This window comes from Streptomyces sp. NBC_01216 (genome assembly GCF_035994945.1).
In the GTDB taxonomy this organism is placed as follows: domain Bacteria; phylum Actinomycetota; class Actinomycetes; order Streptomycetales; family Streptomycetaceae; genus Streptomyces.
Map to the genome: position 1 here is coordinate 1,580,811 of NZ_CP108677.1, position 23,858 is coordinate 1,604,668.

The following is a 23,858-nucleotide window of genomic DNA, read 5'->3' on the forward strand; positions in this document are numbered from 1 at the left end:
GTCTCTGGACGGGTGCGTCAGGACATCATGCCGTTCGCGGCCCAACCCTGGGCCGACCGCCGGCAGCACGACGACCGGGGCGGCCGTATGCCGAGGCGGTCGCCATCCGAAGAGTGAGGTGAAGACCATGCCCTACGACCGCATCATCAAGGTCTCCGGAACCTTCGACGAGACGGTGGAGACCGTCCGGCGCGCCCTCGCCGACCAGGGCTTTGGCATCCTGAGCGAGATCGACGTCCAGGCCACGCTCAAGGCGAAACTCGGCCACGACATGGAGCCGTACCTGATCCTCGGAGCGTGCAACCCCCCACTCGCCCGTCAGGCCCTGGATGCCGACCGCTCGATCGGGCTGCTGCTTCCCTGCAACGTCGTGGTCCGCACCGACGGCGACCAGGTGATCGTGCAGGCGATCGACCCCGCGACCATGGTCACGCTCACCGGCGTCGACGCCATGGCTCCCGTGGCGGGCGAGGCGGCGCGCCGCCTCGACGCAGCACTCGCCACCGTTACAGAAGGCAGTACGTGAGCCGTCGGGACACGTGCAGAGCCAACCACCGCCCGCCCCCCGAGGCCGCCGCACGGTGTACCCCGACATGACGTCACCCGGGGGGCCGCGACGCACTGGCCCCCGGCGGGATGCGGCGCAACGATGGAGGCACGGACCGGCCGTCGGCCCTGCGCGGCAACCGTTACGGCGAACATGCCGGTGGTGAGCCTGCCGCGCATCACCACTGTCGCCCTCCACCGCCCGGCGCCGTGTTCCCATGCGTCGCTCCGGTGGCAGGCGGCCGCCAGGAGCGGAGACGCATCATGTCGTACGGCACCCAGGTACGGGACGAACTGCGGGCACCCGGCCGTGACCTGCGGCGCGCGATCCCGCAGGTGTACGAGGGCTACAAGCAGCTCCACGACAGCGCGCTGGAATCCGGTGCACTGGACGCCAAGACCAAGGAACTCATTGCGTTGGCCATCGCGGTGAGCAAGGAGTGTGACGGCTGCATCGCCCACCACGCCCAAGCCGCCGTCCGGCACGGCGCCACCGAGCAGGAGGCAGCCGAGACGATAGGGGTCGCCGTCTTGATGAATGGTGGGCCGGGTACGGTCTACGGCCCGCGCGCCTTCGCCGCCTTCCGCGAGTTCCAGGAACAGAAGACCACCGCCGCTTGAGCACCCTTCCCGTGGTACGAACGGCGCGATCCCGACAGCTCAGCGCCAGGCCCGCGGGCCGTGATCACACATCAGCCACGCCTGAGGGTACGGTCGCCACCCTTCGAAATATACCCCCGGGGGTAAGGGTGTTAGAGTGATTGCATACCCCAGGGGGTAATTTTCACGTGAAGGGAGCATCGACCGTGTTCTTCGTTGACACCCTTGAGCTCAAGGGTCTGGGCAACCGCAGTTACCTCGCCGGTGGTGAGCAGGCGGCAGTGGCTGTCGATCCGCCTCGCGACATCGACCAGGTACTCGCGGCTGCCGCGCGACGAGGCGTGCGGATCACTCACGTCGTCGAGACGCACATCCACAACGACTACGTGACCGGCGGCCTGGAACTGGCCCGCATCACAGGCGCCGTCTACCTGGTGCCGGCCGCTGCGCGCGTCTCGTTCCTCCGGACCCCGGTCGCCGACGGCGACACCGTGGACGTCGACACCGATCTGGCCCTGACCGCCGTGGCGACCCCCGGGCACACTCCGCACCACACCGCCTACGTCCTCGGCGAGGCGGGCCGGCCTGTGGCCGCGTTCACCGGTGGCTCCCTCCTCATCGGCACGGTGGGTCGGCCGGACCTGGTCGAGCCGCGACTGACCGAGGAACTGGCCCGCGCACAGCACGCCTCTGCCCACCGTCTGGCCGACACCCTGCCCGACGACACGGCTGTCCTGCCCACGCACGGGTTCGGCAGCTTCTGCTCCTCCGCGCAGGCCGACGGCGACGCGACGACGATCGGCAAGGAGAAGGCGGCCAACACGGCTCTGACCGTGGACGTGGACACCTTCGTCGCCGAGCTGCTCACAGGCTTGGAAAACGTACCCGCCTACTACGCGCACATGGGTCCGGCCAACGCGGCCGGCCCGGCGCCGGTCGACCTCACCGCGCCCGCCGTCGCCGACCCGGAGGAGATCGCCGCGCGGCTCGCGGCCGGTGAGTGGATCGTGGACCTGCGCAACCGGATCGCGTTCGCCGAGGGGCATGTCGCGGGTTCCTTCAACTTCGAGGTGGACGGCAAGCTCGCGACCTATCTGGCCTGGATGATCCCGTGGGGCAGGCCCGTCACCCTGCTCGCCGAGTCGGCTGGCCAATTGGCGGCGGCTCAGCGGGAGCTGGTCCGGGTCGGCATCGACCGACCGGCAGCCGCCGCGACCGGCGGTCCCGCGACCTGGCTCCGTGACGGTGAGAGCGCCACCTCCTTCCCGCGCGCCACGTTCGCGGAACTCGCGGCCGAGGACCCGGCGGGAGTCGTAGTCCTGGACGTGCGCCGCGATTCCGAGCGTGCCGAGGGCCGGATAGCGGGATCGGTCCACATACCGATCCACGAGGTGCACCGCCGTCTCGGCGAGGTCCCGGACGGGACGGTGTGGGTGCACTGCGCGGGCGGCATGCGCGCGGGCATCGCGGCATCACTGCTGGACGCCGCCGGACGACAGGTCGTCGCCGTGGACGACGACTTCGACGCCGCCGCCGAGGCCGGACTGACCGTCATCACCGGCCCGGTCGTGGACGAACGCGGCAACGGCGGCTCGATAGCGTGAGCGTCCTGATCCTCGCCCTGGTCGCCGGGGCCGTCATCGGCCTGGCCCTCGGTGCTCTCGGTGGCGGTGGCAGCGTGCTCGCGGTCCCGGCGCTGATCTACCTGCTCGGGTTCTCCCCGGCGGCAGCGACCACCGCCAGCCTGATCATCGTCACCGCCACCTCGGCGACCGCCCTCTACGCCCACGCCCGGGACGGCAACGTCGCCTGGAAGACCGGTGCGCTGTTCGCGCTCGCGGGCGTCGTACCGGCGTTCCTCGCCGGAGCCGTTGCAGGGCGCGTCCCGGCGGCCCTGCTCACCGGGGCCTTCGCGGTCGTCGCCGCGCTGGCCGCGGTGCGGATGCTCTGGCCGACCGGGTCCGGGCCTCCGGAGCGGATACGGCCCGCGAAGGCGGCCGGCGCCGGGGCCGGACTCGGTGCCGTGACGGGACTTCTCGGCGTCGGCGGAGGGTTCCTCGCGGTTCCCGCCCTGGTGGGCGTTCTGGGCCTGCGGATGAAGCAGGCCGTGGGCACCAGCCTGCTGGTCATCACCGTGAACTCGCTGGCCGCGCTCACCGCACGGACGGGGACGGGCGGAGACCTGCGCTGGGAGGTGATCGCCCCCTTCACCGCTGCGGCGATCCTCGGCGCCTGGGACGGCAAACACCTCGCGTCCAAGATCGCTGGGGAGACCCTGCAACGCGTCTTCGCCTACGTCCTGCTGGGGGTGGCGGCCCTCATGCTCGCCGACGTGATCGTCTGAGCGGGCAGGCGGACGGCCAGGACTCCACGGTACGACCACTCCCCCCTGAACGCCCGAGGATCCGCGTCAGCGGCGGCCTGCAACACAGGGCCGGCGCATGGACCGACACGGCCGCAAGCCCCCTTGAGGACCAGCTCCCCCCTTACCCTCTGGTCCTCACCGGTGGCTATGCCGTCCGGACGCACCGCCTCGTGAACCGCCCCAGCCAGGACCGCGATGTCGCCACCGAGAACCCGGCGCCCATGGCCGACATCGCGGCTACGCTGCGCGCCGGCCTGGAAGCCCGAGGCTGGAAGGTGCACGCGCTGGAGACCGCCCCGCTGTCCGCCCGCGGCCACCGGGCAGGACTGCGAGCGAGGTCGACATCCTCAAGGAGATCTTCTGGCGGCCGGTCACCCAGAGCCCGTACGGGCCCGTCCTCGCGGAGGAGGACGTGATCGGGACCAAGGTCCGCGCCCTCGCTGGCCGCGGAGCACCTCGTGACCTGATCGACGCGTTCGCAGCCTCCCGCCGCTGGAACACTGCCGATCTCGAGGAATTCGGCCGCCGCCACGCCCGCGGCCGCTTCGAGCGCGAAGACCTGCAGGCCAACCTCGCCGGAACCGAGTGGACCGACGACGAAGCCTTCGCCGCCTACGGCCTGGACCAGGCCACCATCACCACGCTTCGTACCTGGGCCGTGGAGTGGGCCGACGACCTCGCGACCCGACTCCTCGAAGAGTCCGATGACCCGGATATCGACTGATCACGTCCGGATGAGACTGCATTCGCCGCCGCGGTCGGAGTGGAAGATCACGCCGTCCACATCGCCACCGCGCGTGGTGGCGGCCATCTTCAGCGACGCGGCGACCAGGGCAGCGTCGTGATGCGCACCCATCGCATAGCCGAGCGGTCGGCGCGAGACCAGGTCGATGACCGTGGCCAGGTACAACTTTCCCTCCTCGGTCACGATTCGCACAGCCCCCTCACAGAACTCCGCGTCGAACTTCCGCCTCTTCTCCGCCATGACTCCCGACTTCCCCTGCAGTCACGGCCTCTACGCTACGAGGGGAAGGTCAGTCGAGACACGCAGACACTACTGCGAAACCGCAGGTCAACGGCCCTTTTCGGCCGGCTCAAGGATCGCGACGCACTCCACATGGTGGGTCATCGGAAACAGGTCGAACGCCCGCAGCGTCCGGACCCGGTAGCCGCCGTCGCGGAAGTAGGCGATGTCACGGGCCAGGGCGGCCGGGTCGCAGGCGACGTAGGCGATCCTGCGCGCGCCCAGGCCCGCGAGGTGCTTGACGGTCTGCTTGCCGGCGCCCGCGCGGGGCGGGTCGAGGACGATCAGGTCGACGTCGGTGATCCGGGTGCGCGGGAGGGCGGACTCGACCTTGCCCTGCTCGATGCGCACGCGCGGGTAGTCGGCCAGGTTGTGGCGGGCGTCCTCGACCGCGCGCTTGCCGGATTCGATCCCGACGACCGCGCCCTGGTCGCCCACACGGTCGGCGATCGCGCCGGCGAAGAGTCCGACGCCGCAGTAGAGGTCGAGAGCGGTCTCGCCCTTGCGGGGCATCAGGCCCTGCATCACGGCGAGGACGAGGGTCTGGGCGGCCTTCGGGTGGACCTGCCAGAAGCCGCCGTTGCCGACCCGGTAGGTACGGTCGTCGGCGCGCTCGCGCACGAAGGGGCGGCCGTGGACACGGTGGACCGAGCCGTCCTTCTCGTGGACGCGGAGGATCGAGACCGGCTTGTCGAGCTCGACGATCGGCAGCTGGGCGCCCGGACGCGGGGTCAGGACCACCTGGCGGTCCCCGGAACCGGAGGCGGCGATGGCCTCGACGGAGGCCATGCCCTCCCAGTCGCGCTTCTCGATGCCGAGTTCCGAGACGCCCGGCGCCGCGATCATGCAGTGGTCGATCACCTCGACCTCGTGCGAGCGGTGCCGCCGCAGGCCCGCGTGGCCGTCGGTGTCCACGGCGTACTGGACGCGGGTGCGCCACTGCGGGACCTCGCCCGCCGGGAGTTTGTCGCCCTCGGCCGGCATGACGGTGCCGTCCCAGCCGGCTTCCTCGGGGGTGAGCCCGGCGAGGCGCCGCAGCTGCTCGGCGATGACCTCGCCCTTGAGGCGGCGCTGGGCACCGGGCTTGGCGTGCTGCCAGTCGCAGCCGCCGCAGCGGCCGGGTCCCGCGAAGGGGCAGGGGGCCTCGACCCGGTCCTTGGAGGCGTCCAGGACGGTGATCGCGTCGGCGCGCAGGAAACGGGAGGTCTCCTCGCCCTCGGTGACCTTGGCGACGACCCGTTCGCCCGGGAGGGCGTGGCGGACGAAGAGGACGCGGCCCTCCTCGGTGCGGGCGATGCAGTGGCCGCCGTGCGCGACCGGGCCGACCTCGACCTCGTACTCCACCCCGACGAGCGACGACTCAGGTGCGTTCTGCATGACGGGGGAACTCCAGAGAATGAGAGTGGTGGGCTGCCGAAGCGGCAGCCCACCACTCTACGTGCCCGCGAGGACGGAATACGCCCTCGGTACTCGGCGGCGGTCAGTTCTTGGCGGCGGTCTCCTTGGCGCGCTTCTCTACCGGGCCGCGGCGCACCGAACCCGGCGCGTTCCAGTCCTGGCGCTTCCTGGCCCGTTTCCGGGCCGCCTCGGAGGACCGCAGCTGGTACGGCACCGAGGTCACCATCACCCCCGGGGTGAACAGCAGCCGTCCCTTGAGGCGCAGGGCGCTCTGGTTGTGCAGCAGGTGCTCGTACCAGTGACCGACGACGTACTCGGGGATGTAGATGGAGACGGCGTCGCGCGGACTCTCCCGGCGGATGTTCTTCACGTACTCGATGACCGGCCGGGTGATCTCGCGGTACGGCGAGTCGAGGATCTTGAGCGGTACGTTGATTCCGCGCCGGTCCCACTCCTCCCTGAGCGCCTTGGTCTCGGCCGGGTCGACGTTGACACTGAGCGCTTCCAGCTCGCTGGCGTGCAGCAGCTTGGCGTACGCCAGCGCGCGCAGCGTCGGCTTGTGCAGCTTGGAGACCAGGACGACGGAGCGGACCCGGGAGGGCCGGACGTACTCGTCGGGGCGTTCCTCGGCCGCCGCGATCTCGGCGGCCACGGAGTCGTAGTGCCGGCGGATCGCCGTCATCGTCCCGTAGAAGATCACCATGCCGAGCAGGGCGACCCAGGCGCCGTGGGTGAACTTCGTGGCGAGGACGACGACGAGGACGAGTCCGGTGAAGAAGGCTCCGAAGGTGTTGATCGCCCGGGACCGGATCATGCGGCGGCGCTTGGCGGTGTTCCGCTCGCTGCGCAGGTGGCGGTTCCAGTGCCGCACCATGCCGATCTGGCTCAGGGTGAAGGACACGAAGACACCGACGATGTACAGCTGGATCAGCTTGGTCGAGTCGGCTCCGTAGACCCACACGAGCAGCGCGGCGGCGCCGGCCAGCAGCACGATGCCGTTGGAGAAGGCGAGCCGGTCTCCGCGGGTGTGGAGCTGTCGGGGCAGGTACCGGTCCTGGGCGAGGATCGAGCCGAGGAGCGGGAAGCCGTTGTACGCCGTGTTGGCCGCGAGGAAGAGGACGAGCGCGGTGGCCGCGGCGAGAACGACGAAGAGGAAGGTGCCTTCTCCGAAGACGGCGGCGGCGACCTGGGAGATGACCGGGTCCTGGACGTATCCGTCGCCGACCGGGACACCGTCGAGGAGCAGGTCCTGGGCGGGCTTCTCGGCCATCCGTACGTCGGTGGCCATGGCCAGGAAGATGATGCCGCAGAACATCGTGACGGCGAGGCCGCCCATGAGGGCGAGGGTGGTGGCCGCGTTCTTCGACTTCGGCTTGCGGAAGGCGGGGACGCCGTTGGAGATCGCCTCGACGCCGGTGAGGGCGGCGCAGCCGGAGGAGAAGGCGCGCAGCAGCAGGAAGACGAGGGCGAAGCCGGCCAGGCCCTGGTGCTCGGGCTTGATCTCGAAGTCGGCGGTGGGCGCCCGCATGGTCTCGTCGAGGGCGATGCCCCGGTACGCGCCCCAGGCGATCATGATGAAGACGCCGGTGACGAAGACGTACGTCGGGATGGCGAAGAGGCTGCCCGACTCCTTCACCCCGCGCAGGTTCATCAGGGTCAGCAGGATGATCACGCCGACCGCGCACAGCACCTTGTGCTCGACGACGAACGGGACGGCCGAGCCGAGGTTCTCGATGCCGGAGGCGATGGAGACGGCGACGGTCAGGACGTAGTCGACGAGCAGGGCGCTCGCCACGGTGAGTCCTGCCTTGGCTCCGAGGTTGGTGGTGGCGACCTCGTAGTCGCCGCCGCCGCTCGGGTAGGCGTGGACGTTCTGCCGGTACGAGGCGACGACGGTGAACATGAGGACGACGACGGCCAGCGCGATCCACGGGCTGAAGTGGTATGCCGAGAGGCCCGCGATGGAGAGGACGAGCAGCACCTCACCGGGTGCGTACGCCACCGAGGAGAGAGGGTCGGAGGCGAAGACGGGGAGGGCGATCCGTTTCGGGAGGAGCGTTTCCCCGAGCTTGTCGCTGCGCAGGGCCCGCCCGATGAGGATCCGTTTGGGCACGTCGGTCAGTTTGGGCACGCAGAGGATCGTAAGCGTTCGAAAACCGCCACGCCCACCGGCACCCCCGATCGGCACCGAATCTCCCTGCCTACCACCTCGGATGAGGTCCCGGCCAGCGTCGCCGCATAAGCTCGGAGCGGGCAGCACGGTAGGGCGTTGCCCGCCGTGGCCCGGGCCGGACGGGCGAGGGAAGTTGTGGGCAGGGTGTATTCGCAGGTCGGCAAGGCGATCAGGAGTGCGGGGTAAGGGGACGTGCACATCGTCATCATGGGCTGCGGGCGAGTGGGAGCCGCTCTCGCGCAGACCCTGGAACAGCAGGGGCACACCGTCGCGGTCGTCGACCAGGACCCGACGGCTTTCCGCCGTCTGGGCTCCGGCTTCGGCGGACGGCGCGTCACGGGTGTGGGCTTCGATCAGGACACGCTGCGCGAGGCGGGTATCGAGGAGGCCGGTGCCTTCGCCGCGGTGAGCAGCGGGGACAACTCCAACATCATCGCCGCACGGGTCGCGCGCGAGATGTTCGGCATCGAGAACGTGGCCGCCCGGATCTACGACCCGCGGCGCGCCGAGGTCTACCAGCGGCTCGGCATCCCGACCGTCGCGACGGTCCGGTGGACCGCCGACCAGATGCTGCGGCGGCTGCTGCCGTCCGGCGCGGAGCCCCTCTGGAGCGACCCGAGCGGGGGCGTCCAGCTGGCAGAGGTGCACACCTCGCCGGCCTGGATCGGGCACAAGGTCAGCAGGCTCCAGGAGGAGACGGGGGTGCGCGTGGCGTTTCTCACCCGGCTGGGTGAGGCGATTCTCCCGACCTCGCAGACGGTGCTTCAGGAGGGCGACCTCGTGCACGTGATGATGCGTACGGACGAGATCGACAAGGTCGAGGCGGCCTTCGCCGAGGGTCCTGAGGAGGGCGGTCACTGATGCGTGTCGCGATTGCGGGCGCGGGTGCGGTGGGTCGTTCCATCGCGGGCGAGCTCCTGGAGAACGGCCACGAGGTGCTGCTGGTCGACAAGGCGCCGACCGCCATCTCGGTGGAGCGGGTGCCCCAGGCGGAGTGGCTGCTGGCCGACGCCTGCGAGATCACCTCGCTGGACGAGGCGGCGCTCCAGCGCTGCAACGTGGTGATCGCGGCGACCGGTGACGACAAGGTGAACCTGGTCGTGTCGCTGCTCGCGAAGACCGAGTACGGCGTGCCGCGCGTGGTCGCCCGGGTGAACAACCCGAAGAACGAGTGGCTCTTCAACGAGTCCTGGGGTGTGGACGTCGCCGTGTCGACGCCGCGTCTGATGTCCGCCCTGGTCGAGGAGGCGGTGAGCGTCGGCGATCTGGTCCGTCTGCTGCGCTTCAGCCACGGTGACGCGAACCTGGTGGAGCTGACGCTGCCGCCGGAGTCCGCTATCGCGGGGACGGCGGTGGGTGATGTGGCCTGGCCCCAGGACACCTCGCTGGTCACGATCATCCGCGGTTCGCGGGTGCTGACCCCGACCGCCGAGGAGACCCTGGAGGCCGGTGACGAGCTGCTGTTCGTGGCGGCTCAGGCGCGTGAGGAGCAGCTGGAGGACCTGCTGTCGGCGCGCAGCGGCGACGGGTCGGGCACGGCCTGACGGGAGGGGCGGTGCCGGGAACGGACCGGAGGGGCCCGGGGAAGCGGAATGGCTTCCCCGGGCTCCTTGGCGTCTGAGAGTGCCTGTCGGGTGGCCTTCGACCGACAGGCGGACGCGGTCCGGTACGTGCGATCCCAAGGCGCCGGACGCCGCTGTAGCGGAGCCACCGGGGTATCCCGGCAACGTCGGCAGCGCGCGTGCCAGTGGCGTGACCGCCCGGCCAGAGGCCACCCGACAGGCTCTACGCCTCCGGTCGCTGCGCGGCCTGCGCCTTGCGGGCCTTCTCGGCCTCCTCCTCCGCCTCCATCTCGGCGAAGACGTCGATCGGGGGCGGCGCCTTCGCGAGGAAGACCCAGGTCAGGTAGACGGCCAGCAGGAAGGGCGGGATCTTCAGGGCGACCAGGACCCAGCCGAACTTGGTCGTGTCGGCCCACCAGTACATGGGGAAGAGGATCGCGCACTTGCCGAGGAGGATCAGGCCCCAGGCCCAGCTCGCCTTCGCGTACGCCTTCTTGCGGCCGGGGTTGCGGGTCCGCCAGGAGAGGTTCTCCTTGAAGACCGGGCCGAGGATGAGGCCGATCAGCGGGACGCCGGCGAGCGTGGTGATGATGTAGGCGAGGGCCAGGCCCAGTGTGTACAGCATGCCCGGCAGGTAGAAGTCCTTGGCGTTGCCGGTCATCATCGCGAAGACCACGCCGAAGGCGACCCCGAAGACGCCGCTGAAGGCGTGCTTCACGGTGTCCCGGCGGATCAGGCGGACCGCGACCAGCACCAGCGAGACCGCGAGCGCTGCGATCGCCGAGAGGTGGAGGTTTTTGTCGATCGTGAAGATCGTCACGAACAGCAGGCCGGGCACGACCGTCTCGACCATCCCGCGCACGCCGCCGAAGGCCTCGAAGAGCGCGGCCTCGGTCACCTCCTTCGATGCCTGGGCGTCCTGGGCGTCCTGGGCCGCCTGATCGGTGGTCGGCTTGTCGAGGGACGTCACCGGCTACTCCTGTCCGAGCGGTCGGAGCTCGTATTTGGGGTTGAAGAGGACCCGCCGGCCGTGGCTCATGGAGATCCGGCCGGAGGCGATGAGCTTGCGGCCCGGTTCGATGCCCACGATGGACCGCCTGCCCAGCCACACCACGTCCAGCGGGGCCGTGCCGTCGAACAGCTCGGCCTCCAGCGCCGGCACGCCGGCCCGCGGACGGAGGGTGACCGTGCGCAAGGTACCAGTCACCTTGACCACCTGGCGGTCGGAGCAGTCGCAGATACGGGTGCACCCCGACGCCTGGGTGTCCTCCTGGAGTTCTTCTGACTCCAGTTCCTCCTGGGAGGTGGACAGCCGGTCGAGCATCCGCCGGAAGCGCCCGGCCGGCTTCTCTGTACGCGGTGCAACACTCATACAGAAAGCGTACCGGCCCCCTTCGTGAGGGGTACCGGCCCTTCGGTTCCGTCCGTGGCCGGCCCGTCCGTCCGGGGCGTCCGCTCGAATCAGCGCTCGAAGCGGTACCCCCTGCCCGGTTCGGTGACGAAGTGGCGCGGGTGCGAGGGATCGGCCTCGAGTTTGCGCCGCAGCTGCGCCATGTAGACCCGCAGGTAGTTCGTCTCGGTGCCGTACGACGGCCCCCAGACCTCCTGGAGGAGCCGCTTCTGGCCGACCAGCCGGCCGCTGTTGCGGACGAGGACCTCCAGCAGGTGCCACTCGGTAGGGGTGAGGCGAACGTCGCGCCCGTCCCGGTGGACCTTCTTGGCCGCCAGGTCGACGGTGAAGCCGGCCGTCTCGACGCGTACGGCGTCGCCCTCACCGCCGCCGACCGGTTCGGCCCGGCGCACGGCCGCACGCAGCCGCGCCAGGAGCTCGTCCATGCCGAACGGCTTGGTGACGTAGTCGTCGGCACCCGCGTCGAGCGCCTCGACCTTCTCGTCGGAGGTCTGCCGGGCCGAGAGCACGAGGATCGGCACCCGGGTCCATGCCCGCAGCCGTCTGATGACCTCCACTCCGTCGAGGTCGGGGAGGCCCAGGTCGAGGACGACCACGTCGGGCTGGTGCGCGGCGGCGAGCCGGAGGGCGGTGGCACCGTCGGAGGCCGTGTCCACCTGATACGTCCGGGCCTTGAGGTTGAGCACCAGCGCGCGGACGATCTGCGGCTCGTCGTCGACGACGAGAACCCGGGTCATCGAAGCGGTCCTTCTCTCTGTGGGTTGGGGGGGGTCCCGGCGTGGCCTCCGCCGGGGCGTGCGCGCGGCGGGAGCCGGAACGCGGCGTGCGGAGGCAGGCCCCGGGCGGGCGGCGCGCGGGCCGTCCGGGAGCGGGCCGGCTCCCCGCGACGTCAGGGGGCGATCCGGGCCGCGGCCGGTTCCCCGACGGGTGCGGGCGGCGGGCTCGCTCGCACGGCCCTCAGCGAGAGCGTCATCGTCAGACCCCCGCCGGGGGTGTCCTCGGCGGTGACGGTGCCGCCCATGGCCTCGGCGAAGCCCCGCGCGACCGCCAGGCCCAGACCGACCCCCGAGCCGCGGGGGGCGTCCCCGAAGCGCTGGAACGGTTCGAAAATGCCGTCCTTGCTCTCGTCGGGCACCCCCGGCCCGCGGTCCACCACCCGCAACTCGACCCGGTCGCCCAGTGCGCTGGCGGCGACCACGACCGGCACCGCGGGCGGACTGTACTTGACGGCGTTCTCGACGATGTTGGCGACGGCCCGCTCCAGGAGTCCCTTGTCGACCTCGACCATCGGCAGGCTCTCCGGGACGTCGAGCCGGGCGCTGCCGGCGGGGACACCGCCGAGCGCCATGGGCACCACCTCGTCGAGGTCGACGGCGCGGATCAGCGGAGTGACCGTGCCGGTCCGGAGCCGGGACATGTCCAGGAGGTTCCCCACGAGGTGGTCGAGCCGGTCCGAGCCCTCCTCGATCCCGGCCAGCAGCTCGGCCCGGTCGTCCTCGGACCACTCGACGTCGTCGGATCGCAGCGAGGAGACCGCCGCCTTGATCGCGGCCAGCGGGGTCCGCAGGTCATGGCTGACGGCGGCGAGCAGCGAGGTGCGGATCTTGTCGCCCTCGGCCAGCTTGCGGGCCTCCTCGGCCTCCCCGACGAGCCTCTGCCGGTCCCGTACCACCGCGGCCTGGGCGGCGAAGGCCCCGAGGACCCGGCGGTCCTCCGCGGGCAGGACCCGGCCGGTCAGCGCGAGCGCCAGGTGGTCCCCGACGGGCATGTCCGCGTCGGCGTCCTCGGGGCGGGCCGCGGGTCGCGTGCCGACGCTCGCCACGCAGGTCCACGGGTCGGCGTCGCCCACGCGTTCCAGCAGCGCCACGGAGTCCACGGAGAAGGTCTCGCGGCCCCGCTCCAGCAGGGCCTCCAGGCCGGACTCCCCGCGCAGCACGCCGCCGGCGAGAGAGGACAGCACTTCTGCCTCGGCTCGCAGCCTGGCCGCCTGCTGGGTGCGCCGGGCGGCCAGGTCGACCACCGAGGCCACGGACACGGCGACACCGAAGAAGACGGCGATGGCGACGATGTTGCCGGGGTCGGCGATCACGATCCGGTGCACCGGCGGGGTGAAGAACCAGTTGAGGAGGAAGGAGCCGAAGACCACCGAGGCCAGGGCGGGCAGCAGCCCGCCGAGGAGGGCGGCGGCGACGGTGAGGGCCAGGAAGAGCAGCACGTCGTTGGCGAGGCCGGGGTCGGCGTCGACATGGGTGAGGACCAGGCTGAGCAGCGCGGGCCCGGCGACGCCGACGAGCCAGCCCAGGACGATCCGGGAGCGCCCGAGGCGGGCGCCCCGGGCGACCGGCAGACCGCGTCCCCCGGCCGTCTCGCCGTGGGGCACGGTGTGGACGTCGAGACCGGGGCCCGACGCGCGGGCGACGCTCCTGCCGACACCCGGGCCGGAGCCGTACCGCCAGGACTTCCGGCGCCCGGAGCCGAGGACGATCCGGGTGGCGCCGGCGCCGCGGGCGAACTCCAGCAGGCCGGTGGGGACGTCGTCTCCGACGACATGGTGGAACGTTCCGCCGAGATCCTCCGCCAGGGCGCCCTGAAGCGCCAGTTCCTTCGGCGATGCGGCGCTCACGCCGTCGCCGGGCGCGATGTGCACGGCGAGCACCTCGGCCCCCTCGCACTTCTCGGCGAGGCGCGCCGCGCGGTGGATGAGGGGACGGCCCTCGGGTCCCCCGGAGAGGCCGACGACGATCCGTTCGGGGGGCTGCCGGGTGGCGCGGATGCCGTGCTCGCCGCGGTGGCGGCGGAGGTGTTCGCCGACCCGGCCGGCGGTCCACAGGAGCGCCAGCTCGCGCAGCGCGGTCGGGCTGCCGGGCCGGAGACCCGGGGAGTGGGCGGCGTCGCCCCGGTCCGGCCGGGGGATGCCGCCCTGCGTCGTGCCGTGACGGAGCGCCTCCGGCGGCAGGTCGACCAGCTCGATCTCGTCGGCGCGGCGGACGATCTCGTCGGGAACGGTCTCCCGCTGCGGCGCTCCGGTGATCGACTCCACGATGTCGCCGAGCGATTCCAGCTGCCGGACGTCGAGGGTCGATATGACGTCGATGCCGGCGGCGAGCAGCTCCTGCACGTCCTGCCAGCGGGCGCCGTTGCGGGCGCCGGGCGCGTTGGTGTGGGCGAGTTCGTCCACGAGGGCCAGGGCGGGTCTCCTCGCCAGGACCGCGTCCACGTCCATCTCGGTGTGGGGGGCCGCTCTCCGGTGGACCGGGGGGCGGTGCGGGATCTGTTCGAGTCCGCGCAGCGCGGCCTCCGTGCCAGGGCGGTCGTGGTGCTCGGCGCAGGCGACGACGCAGTCCGTGCCGTGCCCGACGCGCCGGTGCCCCTCGGAGAGCATCGCGTACGTCGTGCCGACGCCCGGGGCCGCCCCGAGGTAGATCCGTAGCCTGCCGCGTCCGCCCATGGCACGACCCTACGCCGGGCGCTCCGGGCGTCAGGCGACGGGAGAGTTCGCCGGGGCGTTGTTCCGCGTGGTCGGCGAGACCGACCAGGGCGAGGAGAAGGGCGGCGCGTTCCTCGCGTTCCCCGGGGCCACGGGGGATCTCGAAGGAGACGCCGCGCAGCGCGTGCACGGCAGCGGCGCCCGTGCCGAAGGAACGGAGCAGTGCAGGTTCTCGACCCGGACCATGGGTCCGTCGGCCGGGTCCTCGGTCACCGCCGTGCCGGTCCGCGCGCTGCTCTCGCTCGTCCGGGGCGCCCCCTCGTCGATCATGCCCGCCCGCCAGTATGGGCCGTCGGGAGACCGGTGGACCAGGCTTCGCGGGCCGGGTACCGGGACGAGGACCGGTGGGCCGGTCCCCGCGCGGAAGCGACGGGGACCGGCCCACCGGCCGGGGATGTTCTCCTCGGGGGTCCCGGTGTCGCGCGGGGCACCGGGGGTCAGCGGACCTCGGTGGTCTCCGGGCCGCGCTGCAGCTGGCCCATGCCGCCGGAGAAGCGCGAGCCCTCCTGCTCCTCCTGCTGGACTCCCTCGGGCACCATCTGGGCGTCGTTCGGGAGCTTGAGGACGATCGGGTCACGGGGGGCCATCGGCCCCTCGCCCCGGACCACCACGGTGTCCCGGACGATCTGTTCCAGAAGGCCGGCCGCCTCGGGCTGCACCGCTCCCTGGCCGGAGATCACTCCGCGCAGGAACCAGCGGGGCCCGTCGACGCCCACGAAGCGCACGAGCTGGACGCCCCCGGTGCCGTCGGGCAGCTGCACCGGCACCTGGGCGCGCAGCTCCCAGCCCAGCGGACCCTCGACCTCGTCGATGACACCGCCCTGCTGGGTGATGCCCGAGGCGATCTCCTCGCGGACCTCGCCCCAGATGCCTTCCTTCTTGGGCGCGGCGAACGCCTGCAGCTGCACGGCGCTGTCACGCAGCACGACCGTGGCGGCGACGATCGCGTCGCCCGCCACCTCGACCCGCAGCTCCATGCCCTCGACTCCGGGCACGAAGATGCCGCCGAGGTCCACCCGGCCGTCCTCCGGCTTGGAGACCTCGGAGATGTCCCACGGTCCGTCGGGCCGGGGAGCGGGCGGAAGGTTCATCCGGCGCGACGCGCCGGCCGTGTCGTCGGTGTCGAGCTCGTCGACGACCTGCTCGGCCTCGCCCGCTGCGTCCGCCACGTCCCCAGCGGAACCACTCTTCTTGCGACGTCCGAACACGTCACTGTCCTTCCCGGTCGGATACGACCGAAGCGTATCGATTCCCACCCGTGGTGCCGTCCACGGCGGCATGGCCGCCGGTGGACCCGAAGCCCGCCTCGGCCCGCGCCGACCCGGGAAGTTCCGCCACCTCGTGGAAGCGCACCTTCTCGACCTGCTGGACGACAAGTTGGGCGATCCTGTCGAATCGTTCGAACCGCACGCTCTCGCGCGGGTCGAGATTGACCACGATCACCTTGATCTCTCCACGGTACCCGGCATCCACTGTGCCGGGGGCATTCACGAGGGCTACTCCGCAGCGGGCGGCCAGGCCGGAGCGCGGGTGCACGAAGGCCGCGTACCCGTCGGGCAGCGCGACCGAGATCCCGGTGGGGAGCACGGCCCGCTCACCGGGGGCCAGGACGGCCGCCTCGGTGGTGACGAGGTCGGCGCCGGCGTCGCCGGGGTGGCCGTAGGCCGGGAGCGGCACGTCGGGGTCGACCCGCCGGATGAGTACGTCTACGGGATCGCGCATCAGGGGTTCACCTCGAAGGCGCGGGAGCGCCGGACCTGGTCGGGGTCGGACATGGCCGCCTGGATCTCCTCCGGGCGTCCGTTGTCGATGAAGTGGTCGACCTTGACCTCGATGAAGAGGGCGTCGGCGCGGACGGCGACAGGGCCGTCGGGCCCGCCGATCCGGCCGGTGGCGGTCGAGTAGATCTTGCGCCCGCGCACGGCGGTGACCGCGGCCTCCAGGTGCAGCGCGGTGCCGACCGGCACCGGCCGTGCGAAGTCGGTCTCCAGGCGTCCGGTGACCGCGATCACCCGCAGCAGCCAGTTCAGGGAGCCGAGCGTCTCGTCGAGCGCGGTGGCGAGGACCCCGCCGTGCGCGAGGCCGGGGGCGCCCTGGTGGTCGGGGGTCACGGTGAACTCGGCGGTGACGGTCACGCCCTCGCCGGCCCGGGCCGCGAGGTGGAGTCCGTGGGGCTGCCCGCCGCCGCACCCGAAGCAGTGCTCGTAGTGCGCGCCGAGCAGCTCGCCGGGGGCGGGCGCGTCGGGGTGGCGTACCGGCGGTATGGCGTCGGCCGGCGGGGTGAGGGCGGCAGATGTTGCAGTCACAGCCGCAGACCTTACCCGCGCGGGTGGGGGCGGGTCGCGCCGTGCCAAGCTTGGAGGCATGCAGCCTTCCGCACCGTCCTCCGTGCCGCGCTTCGACGAACGTCTGACCGCCCCTCTCTCGTGGTGGGCGATCGTGGCTCTGCTGGCTCTCTCCGGCGGTCTGGTGATGTTCCCGCTGGGCACGGTTCCGATGCTCGGCGGCCTGATCGCCGTGGCAGCGGCGGCGGCCGTGGTGGTCTCGTCGTACGGCTCGGCGCGGATCAGGGTGGTGGCCGGTTCCCTGGTCGCCGGGGACGCGCGGATCCCGGTCTCGGCGCTGGGGACTCCGGAGGTTCTGGACGCGGAGGAGGCACGTGCCTGGCGCAGCTTCAAGGCGGACCCGCGGGCCTTCATGCTGCTGCGGAGTTACGTCCCGACGGCGGTCCGGGTGGAGGTCACCGACCCGGCGGACCCGACGCCGTACGTCTACCTGTCCAGCCGGGACCCGCGGGGTCTGGCCGCTGCGCTGGAGGCCGTCCGCGCTGAGGCCTGAGCGGCTTCGGGCCGGGGGCGCGGAGGTCTGAGCGGCCTGGTGTCCGGTGGCGCCGTCCCGCGTCCACGGGAGGGGGCGGGGCGGACCTCAGTAGCCGATCTCCTCGGGGCGCTCGGGCTGCTCCAGCGGCGGCAGTCCTTCGAGGTCCTCCCAGGGGATCCGGCGGTTCCGCAGGTCCTTGCGGATGCGCGCGGCGACTTTCCTGGTGTCGCGCCGGTTCATCACCGCACCGACGGCGGCTCCGACCATGAACGGCATGAGGTTGGGCAGGTTGCGCACCATGCGCTTCATGATCTGCTGGCGGAGTTCGCGCTTGAGCTGCCCGCCGAGCGCCGCGTTGACGGTGGTCGGCCGGGCGGGGTCGATGCCCCGTTCCTCCGCCCAGGACGTCAGGTAGGCCGTCGAGCGCTGGGTGAGCGAGCCGGGGGGCCGCAGGCCGTAGACCTCGTGCAGTTCGGCGATCAGTTTCAGCTCGACCGCCGCGACGCCGGTGATCTCCGCGGCCAGTTCGGCGGGCATCGCGGGGGGTACGGGCAGCATGGCGGCGGCGCCGATGCCGGCGCCGATGGTCGAGCTGGCGTTGGTCGCGCCGGTCACGAGCTTGTCGGCGATCTGCTCGGGGCCGAGCCCGGGGAAGTGCTTGCGCAGCGTCGCCAGGTCCCGTACGGGAATCCGCGGAGCGAGCTCGATCAGCCGGTCGGCGAGGTAGCCGATGCCGGCCTTGGCACTCTCGCCGCCGCGCCTCACTCCGCGTTTGACGGCGTCCATGCGGGCGCGGTCGGGACCGGCCCGGTCCGGCCGGGTGTGGTCCGGGTCGGCGGCGCGCCTGACGGCGTCGAGACGCCTGCCGCGCGGTGCGTCCGGTTCCGGCGTCGTGGCTGCTTCGAGCGAGGCCGGTCGGCCTCGCCCGTCGTCACGTGCGCCGGGGACGGGCAGGAGGGCGGAGTCGGCTTCGGGGGTCTCCTGGACACCCTCCGCCGTGCCGGAGCCGCCCTGGTACGCCTCCGGCCTCCCAGGGAGCCGGAAGCGCCGCTTCCGAGACGGTGTGTCGCCTGCCACGGCCGACCGGTCTCAGTCGCAGTCGCGGCAGATCGGCTGACCGTTCTTCTCCCGCGCCAGCTGGCTGCGGTGGTGCACGAGGAAGCAGCTCATGCAGGTGAACTCGTCGGCCTGCTTCGGCAGGACGCGTACGGCGAGCTCTTCGTTGGACAGGTCCGCGCCGGGCAGCTCCAGGCCCTCGGCGGCCTCGAACTCGTCGACGTCGACCGTCGAGGTGGACTTGTCGTTCCGGCGGGCCTTCAGTTCCTCAAGGCTGTCCGAATCGACGTCGTCATCGGTCTTGCGTGGGGTGTCGTAATCCGTTGCCATGTCGCTCTCCCCCTCTGGGTGGTTGCGGTGTCTCCAGCGCACGTAACGCGTGAGAGGCCGGACTTGTGCCCGACCCGAGGCGGAGATTTTGCCTCACATCAAGGTCTGTTACTCAATCGACACCCAATCCGTCCTCTCGCGAGTGATCGGCTTTGGGTGGCGAAGCGGACCGTACACGGTCCACCTGCCGTCCTTCACGGGCGCCACCCCGTGTACTTCCCGTCATCCAAGACCCCGGAAACCCGGACTTTTCCCGGTTTTCCACCGGAATTCTCGATCACGGAGAGTGGATGACCGGCCTGCGGCCCTGTGATCGATCACACAGGGGCGCCTCAGGAACGGGTCCTGAAAATTCCGCGCAAAGCGAACAGAAGCGGCTGGTACCCGAAGTGTGTCAGATCGGAAGAGTGACACGCATCACGAGACCACCGCCCTCACGAGGCTCCGCGATGATACGGCCGCCGTGGGCCCGCGCGACGGAACGGGCGATCGACAGGCCGAGCCCGACCCCCTTGTCACTGCCGGTCCGCTCCGTCCGCAGCCGTCTGAACGGCTCGAACAGGTTGTCGATCTCGTACGCGGGAACCACGGGACCCGTGTTCGATACCACCATGACCGCCTGGCCGTGCAGGACCTCCGTGGTGACCTCGACCCAGCCGTCCTCCGGGACGTTGTAGCGCACCGCGTTCTGGACCAGGTTCAGGGCGATCCGTTCCAGCAGGACCCCGTTGCCGGGCACGACGACGGGTTCCCGCGCGCCGCGGATCTCGACCCCCTTGGCCTCGGCCTCGGCGTGCACCTGGTCGATGGCGCGGGTGGCGACCTCGGCGAGGTCCACCTGCTTGCGCTCGACGACCTCGTTGTCGCTGCGGGCGAGGAGCAGGAGGCCCTCGACCAGCTGCTCGCTGCGCTCGTTGGTGGCCAGCAGCGTCTTGCCGAGCTGCTGGAGCTCCACCGGCGCCCCGGGGTCCGAGAGGTGCACCTCCAGGAGCGTCCGGTTGATCGCCAGCGGGGTGCGCAGTTCGTGCGAGGCGTTGGCCACGAACCGCTGCTGGGCGGTGAACGCCCGCTCCAGACGGTCCAGCATCTCGTCGAAGGTGTCCGCGAGCTCCTTCAGCTCGTCGTCGGGGCCGTCCAGCTCGATCCGCCGGGTCAGGTCGGAACCGGCCACCTGGCGGGCGGTCCGGGTGATCCGGCCGAGCGGCGCGAGGACGCGGCCCGCCATGGCGTAGCCGAAGGCGAAGGCGATGATGCTGAGCCCGAGGAGGGCGAACAGCGAACGGCGCAGCAGGTCGTCCAGCGCGTGCTGGCGCTGCGTGTTCACACACGCGTTCATCGCCGCGTTGAACACGTCCGGCTGCGCCTCGCTCGGGAAGTTGCAGACCTCGCTGGTGACCTTGCCCTCCACGATCTTGAACGGCAGGTCGCTGCCGATGTGCAGGGCCTGTGCCGCGAGCAGGTAGATGATCGACAGCAGCAGGATGCCGGCGATCAGGAACATGCCGCCGTAGAGCAGCGTGAGCCGTATCCGGATCGTCGGGCGCAGCAGCGGCCGGACCGGGTCACGTGGGTCCCAGGTCGGCTTCGGGGGCGTCTGGGGGGGCGCGGGGGTCGCGGGCACGGCGTCAGATCCGGTAGCCGGAGCCGGGCACGGTGACGATGACCGGGGGCTCGCCGAGCTTGCGGCGCAGGGTCATCACCGTGACCCGTACGACGTTGGTGAAGGGGTCGGTGTTCTCGTCCCATGCCTTCTCCAGGAGCTGCTCGGCCGAGACGACGGCGCCTTCGCTGCGCATGAGGACCTCCAGGACGGCGAACTCCTTCGGAGCGAGCTGGACCTCCCTGCCGTCACGGAAGACCTCGCGGCGGTTGGGGTCGAGCTTGATGCCGGCGCGCTCCAGGACGGGCGGCAGCGGCGTGGTGGTGCGCCGGCCGAGGGCCCGGACGCGTGCGGTGAGCTCGGTGAACGCGAAGGGCTTGGGCAGGTAGTCGTCGGCGCCCAGCTCCAGACCCTCGACCCGCTCGCTGACGTCGCCCGCGGCGGTGAGCATGAGGACACGGGTGGGCATGCCGAGCTCGACGATCCTGCGGCAGACGTCGTCGCCGTGGACCAGCGGCAGGTCGCGGTCGAGGACGACCACGTCGTAGTCGTTGACGCCGATGCGCTCCAGGGCCGCGGCGCCGTCGTACACGACGTCGACGGCCATGGCCTCCCGGCGCAGTCCGGTGGCCACCGCATCGGCGAGCAGTTGCTCGTCCTCGACGACGAGTACGCGCACGGGGCAAGTCCTTCCTGAGAGCCCTGATCCTGTGCGCGAAGGGCGCGGACCGGGCGGTGCTGGGCACTGACTGTGCGTGTCCATCCTGCCCCGAACGCGCGTAAACCGGCTGTAAGGCGGGCTGCGGGCGCCTCTGCCGTGGCCCGCCGGGGGCCCTGCCGGGAAGAGGGGGAGTGCGGGCGCGCTTCGGGGGTGAAAAGGGGCGCGCGAAGAATTCACCTGATTCACGGGCCAGTTGAGGTTTCCGTGCGGAAGGGCTTGGGGAGGACGACTGCACACCCCGTGATCACGCCCTGTATGTGGCACGCCACAAGCCGTTCTGTCCCCCAGAGGTTTGCAGCGTGTGATCCACCCACCCTCGGCACACCCGTGCCACCGACCCATGACGAGGGGGCACACGATGGACGCTTTCACCGCAGGACTGCTGCAGCGCATCAGGACTGCGCAGACCGACCTCACACGGGCTCGCGAGACGGGCGACGACTTCCTCGCGGACGTCGAGCAGGCTGAGCTCGAAGACCTGCACCGCCTGGCCGCCGAGCACGGCGTGGAGGTCGGCGCGGCCTGCGCCTGATCCCGGACCGGCCTCAAGGGGCTCCCGTGCCGTCATCGGCACGGGAGCCCCTTCGTTTCGGCCGGGTGCGCGAACCGGGTCCGTCCGGGCGCGGGCGTCCGCCGGTCCGGGAAGCGGCCTGCGGCGCCGCACGGCCGCTTCCGGTGTGCCGTGGCGGGTCCGGGCCCGGCACGGCACGCCGAACGTGTCCCAGAGCCTGTCGGATGGCCTTCGACCGACCGGCTCTCAGTCGTGCCAGGCGCCGTACTCCTCCAGGAGCGCCTGGAGCGGCTCGAAGACACCCGGCGAGGCGGCGACCGTCAGGTCGCCCGAGGCGGGCTCGCCAGGACGTCCCCCGGTCAGGCAGCCCGCCTCGCGGGCGATCAGCTCGCCCGCGGCGAGGTCCCAGGGGTTGAGGCCCCGCTCGTAGTAGCCGTCCAGCCGGCCCGCGGCGACATCGCAGAGGTCGATCGCCGCGGAGCCGCCGCGGCGGATGTCCCGCAGGCGGGGGATCATCCGCTGGGCGACAGCGGCCTGGTGGGCCCGGCGTGCCTGCACGTAGGCGAATCCGGTGCCGATCAGCGCCTGGTCCAGCGGGGGCGCCGGGCGTGCGGCGAGGCGGCGCTCGCCGAGGAACGCGCCGCCTCCGAGCACCGCGTGGTAGGTCTCCCCGCGCAGCGGGGCCACCACCACTCCGACGACGGCCTCCCCGTCTCGTTCGGCGGCGATGGAGACCGCCCAGGTGGGCAGGCCGTAGAGATAGTTCACGGTGCCGTCGAGCGGGTCGATCACCCAGCGCACGCCGCTGGTGCCGGGGGTGGCGGCGCCTTCCTCGCCCAGGAAGCCGTCGTCGGGGCGGCGCTCGGCGAGGAAGCCGGTGATCAGCTTCTCGGCGGCGATGTCCATCTCGGTGACCACGTCGATCGGGCTGGACTTGGTCGCGGCGACGGCGAGGTCGTCGGGCCGGCCGTCGCGCAGCAGCGCGCCGGCCCGACGACCGGCCTCCAGGGCCAGGCCGAGCAGCTCCGCCGCCGCCGGGTCCGCGGCGCCGGCCACCGCCGGCACCGGGGTCGTGGAGTCGGGGGTCGTGGAGTCGGGGGTCGTGGAGTCGTTCACGGGTTCTCCTCAGGCGTACGGGCTGTCGGCGCCGGCCGCCGCGGGACGGTCCGCCCGCGCCGGGCAGCAGCCGATCGGGCAGAGGTCGTGGGAGGGTCCGAGGGTGCCGAGGGCGCAGCGGTCGGTGCGGATGCCGCGCTCGGCCGCCGCGCGCTCCAGGACCAGGTCGCGCACGGCTCCGGCGAACCGGGGATCGGCGCCGACGGTCGCCGAACGCCGTACCGGGAGTCCCAGCTCCGCGGCCCTGGCGGTGGCCTCGGTGTCGAGGTCGTAGAGGACCTCCATGTGGTCCGAGACGAAGCCGATCGGAACCATGACGGCGGCCGGGGCCCCGGCCGCGTGGAGCTCCTCCAGGTGCTCGCAGATGTCGGGTTCCAGCCACGGGATGTGCGGGGCGCCGCTACGGGACTGGTACACGAGCCGCCAGGGGTGCTCGACTCCGGTCCGTTCACGGACCGCGTCGGCGACCACCCGGGCCACGTCGAGGTGCTGCCTGACGTAGGCCCCGCCCTCGCCGTGTCCCGCGGCCGGTCCCGAGGAGTCGGCCGCCGAGTCCGGGATGGAGTGCGTGGTGAAGGCGAGGTGGGCGCGGGCGCGGACGGACGCGTCGAGTTCGGCGAGCGAGGCGAGTACACCCTCCACCATGGGCTCGATGAACCCGGGGTGGTTGAAGTAGTGCCGCAGCTTGTCGACGCGGGGCAGCGGAAGGCCCTCGGCCTCGAGCGTGGAGAGCGCGTCGGCGAGGTTCTCACGGTACTGGCGGCAGCCGGAGTAGGAGGCGTAGGCGCTGGTGGTGAGCACGGCGATGTGGCGCCGGCCGTCGGTGATCATCTCCCGCAGGGTGTCGGTGAGGTACGGCGCCCAGTTCCGGTTGCCCCAGTAGACCGGCAGGTCGAGACCGGCCCGCGCGAAGTCGTCCCGCAGCGCGGCCAGCAGCGCGCGGTTCTGGCCGTTGATGGGGCTGACGCCGCCGAAGAGGAAGTAGTGCTGCCCCACCTCTTTCAGCCGTTCCTTCGGGATTCCTCGGCCGCGGGTCACGTTCTCCAGGAACGGGACCACGTCGTCCGGGCCCTCGGGGCCGCCGAAGGAGAGCAGCAGAAGGGCGTCGTACGGGGCGGGATCACGCTGATCGGACATG

At 71.7% G+C, this 23,858-nt stretch carries 24 protein-coding genes and 1 pseudogene; 9 read left to right on the forward strand and 16 right to left on the reverse strand.

What is annotated here, in order from left to right; translation table 11 throughout:
* Positions 1-127: 127 nt before the first annotated feature.
* The 5 genes and pseudogenes from OG393_RS06660 to OG393_RS06680 all read left to right on the forward strand — a co-directional run bounded on the left by OG393_RS06660 (position 128) and on the right by OG393_RS06680 (position 4,235).
* Entirely contained in the window at positions 128-526 is a 399-nt protein-coding gene (locus tag OG393_RS06660; protein ID WP_327373697.1) for a DUF302 domain-containing protein, read from the forward strand.
* Between the two features lie 284 nt (positions 527-810).
* The gene (locus OG393_RS06665) at positions 811-1,167 is read left to right on the forward strand and encodes a carboxymuconolactone decarboxylase family protein (RefSeq protein ID WP_327373698.1); all 357 of its coding nucleotides are present in this window, start codon (positions 811-813) and stop codon (positions 1,165-1,167) included.
* A 185-nt stretch (positions 1,168-1,352) separates the two neighbouring features.
* A complete protein-coding gene (locus OG393_RS06670) occupies positions 1,353-2,750 on the forward strand; it encodes an MBL fold metallo-hydrolase (protein WP_327373699.1) in 1,398 nt (465 codons plus the stop codon).
* The gene (locus tag OG393_RS06675; RefSeq protein ID WP_327373700.1) at positions 2,747-3,490 is read left to right on the forward strand and encodes a sulfite exporter TauE/SafE family protein; all 744 of its coding nucleotides are present in this window, start codon (positions 2,747-2,749) and stop codon (positions 3,488-3,490) included. The genes OG393_RS06670 and OG393_RS06675 overlap by 4 nt, the downstream gene beginning before the upstream one ends.
* Positions 3,491-3,639: 149 nt before the next feature.
* Positions 3,640-4,235: pseudogene (locus OG393_RS06680) on the forward strand (nucleotidyl transferase AbiEii/AbiGii toxin family protein).
* On the opposite strand, the gene OG393_RS06685 reads toward OG393_RS06680, so the two are convergent.
* The 3 genes from OG393_RS06685 to OG393_RS06695 form a co-directional block, all read right to left on the reverse strand.
* Complete coding sequence (locus OG393_RS06685) at positions 4,236-4,439, reverse strand: DDE-type integrase/transposase/recombinase (RefSeq protein ID WP_327373702.1); 204 nt, start codon at positions 4,437-4,439, stop codon at positions 4,236-4,238.
* A gap of 144 nt (positions 4,440-4,583) precedes the next feature.
* A complete protein-coding gene (locus OG393_RS06690) occupies positions 4,584-5,912 on the reverse strand; it encodes a class I SAM-dependent RNA methyltransferase (protein WP_327373703.1) in 1,329 nt (442 codons plus the stop codon).
* A 103-nt stretch (positions 5,913-6,015) separates the two neighbouring features.
* Positions 6,016-8,064, reverse strand: coding sequence for an APC family permease (locus tag OG393_RS06695; protein ID WP_327373704.1), 2,049 nt, complete (start codon positions 8,062-8,064; stop codon positions 6,016-6,018).
* A gap of 234 nt (positions 8,065-8,298) precedes the next feature.
* On the opposite strand from OG393_RS06695, the gene OG393_RS06700 reads away from it, so the two are divergent.
* Positions 8,299-8,967 carry a potassium channel family protein gene (locus tag OG393_RS06700; RefSeq protein ID WP_327373705.1) on the forward strand — a complete coding sequence of 223 codons (669 nt, stop codon included), beginning with the start codon at positions 8,299-8,301 and terminating at the stop codon, positions 8,965-8,967.
* On the forward strand, positions 8,967-9,650 hold the full coding sequence (locus OG393_RS06705; protein ID WP_327373706.1) for a potassium channel family protein: 684 nt from the start codon (positions 8,967-8,969) through the stop codon (positions 9,648-9,650). Before OG393_RS06700 ends, OG393_RS06705 begins: the two co-directional genes overlap by 1 nt.
* 241 nt (positions 9,651-9,891) lie before the next feature.
* Here OG393_RS06705 and OG393_RS06710 read toward each other — a convergent pair whose 3' ends face one another.
* From OG393_RS06710 to OG393_RS06740, 7 genes are all read right to left on the reverse strand, one after another.
* Positions 9,892-10,638, reverse strand: a complete 747-nt coding sequence (locus OG393_RS06710; RefSeq protein ID WP_327373707.1) for a DUF3159 domain-containing protein — start codon at positions 10,636-10,638, stop codon at positions 9,892-9,894.
* A 3-nt stretch (positions 10,639-10,641) separates the two neighbouring features.
* A complete protein-coding gene (locus tag OG393_RS06715) occupies positions 10,642-11,040 on the reverse strand; it encodes an OB-fold nucleic acid binding domain-containing protein (protein WP_327373708.1) in 399 nt (132 codons plus the stop codon).
* 89 nt (positions 11,041-11,129) lie between these two features.
* Positions 11,130-11,816: a response regulator gene (locus tag OG393_RS06720; protein ID WP_327373709.1), complete on the reverse strand. Its 687-nt coding sequence runs from the start codon at positions 11,814-11,816 to the stop codon at positions 11,130-11,132.
* A gap of 152 nt (positions 11,817-11,968) precedes the next feature.
* On the reverse strand, positions 11,969-14,527 hold the full coding sequence (locus tag OG393_RS06725; RefSeq protein ID WP_327373710.1) for an ATP-binding protein: 2,559 nt from the start codon (positions 14,525-14,527) through the stop codon (positions 11,969-11,971).
* Positions 14,528-15,003: 476 nt separating this feature from the next.
* A complete protein-coding gene (locus tag OG393_RS06730) occupies positions 15,004-15,774 on the reverse strand; it encodes a DUF3710 domain-containing protein (protein ID WP_327373711.1) in 771 nt (256 codons plus the stop codon).
* Position 15,775: 1 nt separating this feature from the next.
* Positions 15,776-16,288 carry a dUTP diphosphatase gene (gene dut, locus OG393_RS06735; protein WP_327373712.1) on the reverse strand — a complete coding sequence of 171 codons (513 nt, stop codon included), beginning with the start codon at positions 16,286-16,288 and terminating at the stop codon, positions 15,776-15,778.
* The gene (locus OG393_RS06740; protein WP_327373713.1) at positions 16,288-16,872 is read right to left on the reverse strand and encodes a PaaI family thioesterase; all 585 of its coding nucleotides are present in this window, start codon (positions 16,870-16,872) and stop codon (positions 16,288-16,290) included. Before OG393_RS06740 ends, dut begins: the two co-directional genes overlap by 1 nt.
* 58 nt (positions 16,873-16,930) lie before the next feature.
* Here OG393_RS06740 and OG393_RS06745 point away from each other — a divergent pair, with 58 nt between their 5' ends.
* The gene (locus OG393_RS06745) at positions 16,931-17,404 is read left to right on the forward strand and encodes a DUF3093 domain-containing protein (RefSeq protein ID WP_327373714.1); all 474 of its coding nucleotides are present in this window, start codon (positions 16,931-16,933) and stop codon (positions 17,402-17,404) included.
* 87 nt (positions 17,405-17,491) lie between these two features.
* On the opposite strand, the gene OG393_RS06750 is transcribed toward OG393_RS06745, so the two are convergent.
* From OG393_RS06750 to OG393_RS06765, 4 genes are all read right to left on the reverse strand, one after another.
* Positions 17,492-18,463: a hypothetical protein gene (locus OG393_RS06750; protein ID WP_327373715.1), complete on the reverse strand. Its 972-nt coding sequence runs from the start codon at positions 18,461-18,463 to the stop codon at positions 17,492-17,494.
* A gap of 12 nt (positions 18,464-18,475) precedes the next feature.
* Positions 18,476-18,772 (reverse strand): DUF4193 domain-containing protein, encoded by a 297-nt coding sequence (locus OG393_RS06755; protein ID WP_003955561.1) that lies wholly within the window; start codon positions 18,770-18,772, stop codon positions 18,476-18,478.
* 394 nt (positions 18,773-19,166) lie between these two features.
* The gene (locus OG393_RS06760) at positions 19,167-20,393 is read right to left on the reverse strand and encodes a sensor histidine kinase (protein WP_327373716.1); all 1,227 of its coding nucleotides are present in this window, start codon (positions 20,391-20,393) and stop codon (positions 19,167-19,169) included.
* Positions 20,394-20,397: 4 nt separating this feature from the next.
* Positions 20,398-21,051, reverse strand: a complete 654-nt coding sequence (locus OG393_RS06765) for a response regulator transcription factor (protein WP_327373717.1) — start codon at positions 21,049-21,051, stop codon at positions 20,398-20,400.
* A 400-nt stretch (positions 21,052-21,451) separates the two neighbouring features.
* Here OG393_RS06765 and OG393_RS06770 point away from each other — a divergent pair, with 400 nt between their 5' ends.
* Entirely contained in the window at positions 21,452-21,625 is a 174-nt protein-coding gene (locus tag OG393_RS06770) for a hypothetical protein (protein ID WP_327373718.1), read from the forward strand.
* 225 nt (positions 21,626-21,850) lie between these two features.
* Here OG393_RS06770 and OG393_RS06775 read toward each other — a convergent pair whose 3' ends face one another.
* Complete coding sequence (locus OG393_RS06775; protein WP_327378332.1) at positions 21,851-22,660, reverse strand: inositol monophosphatase family protein; 810 nt, start codon at positions 22,658-22,660, stop codon at positions 21,851-21,853.
* A gap of 69 nt (positions 22,661-22,729) precedes the next feature.
* Complete coding sequence (locus OG393_RS06780; protein WP_327373719.1) at positions 22,730-23,857, reverse strand: ferrochelatase; 1,128 nt, start codon at positions 23,855-23,857, stop codon at positions 22,730-22,732.
* Position 23,858: the final 1 nt, after the last annotated feature.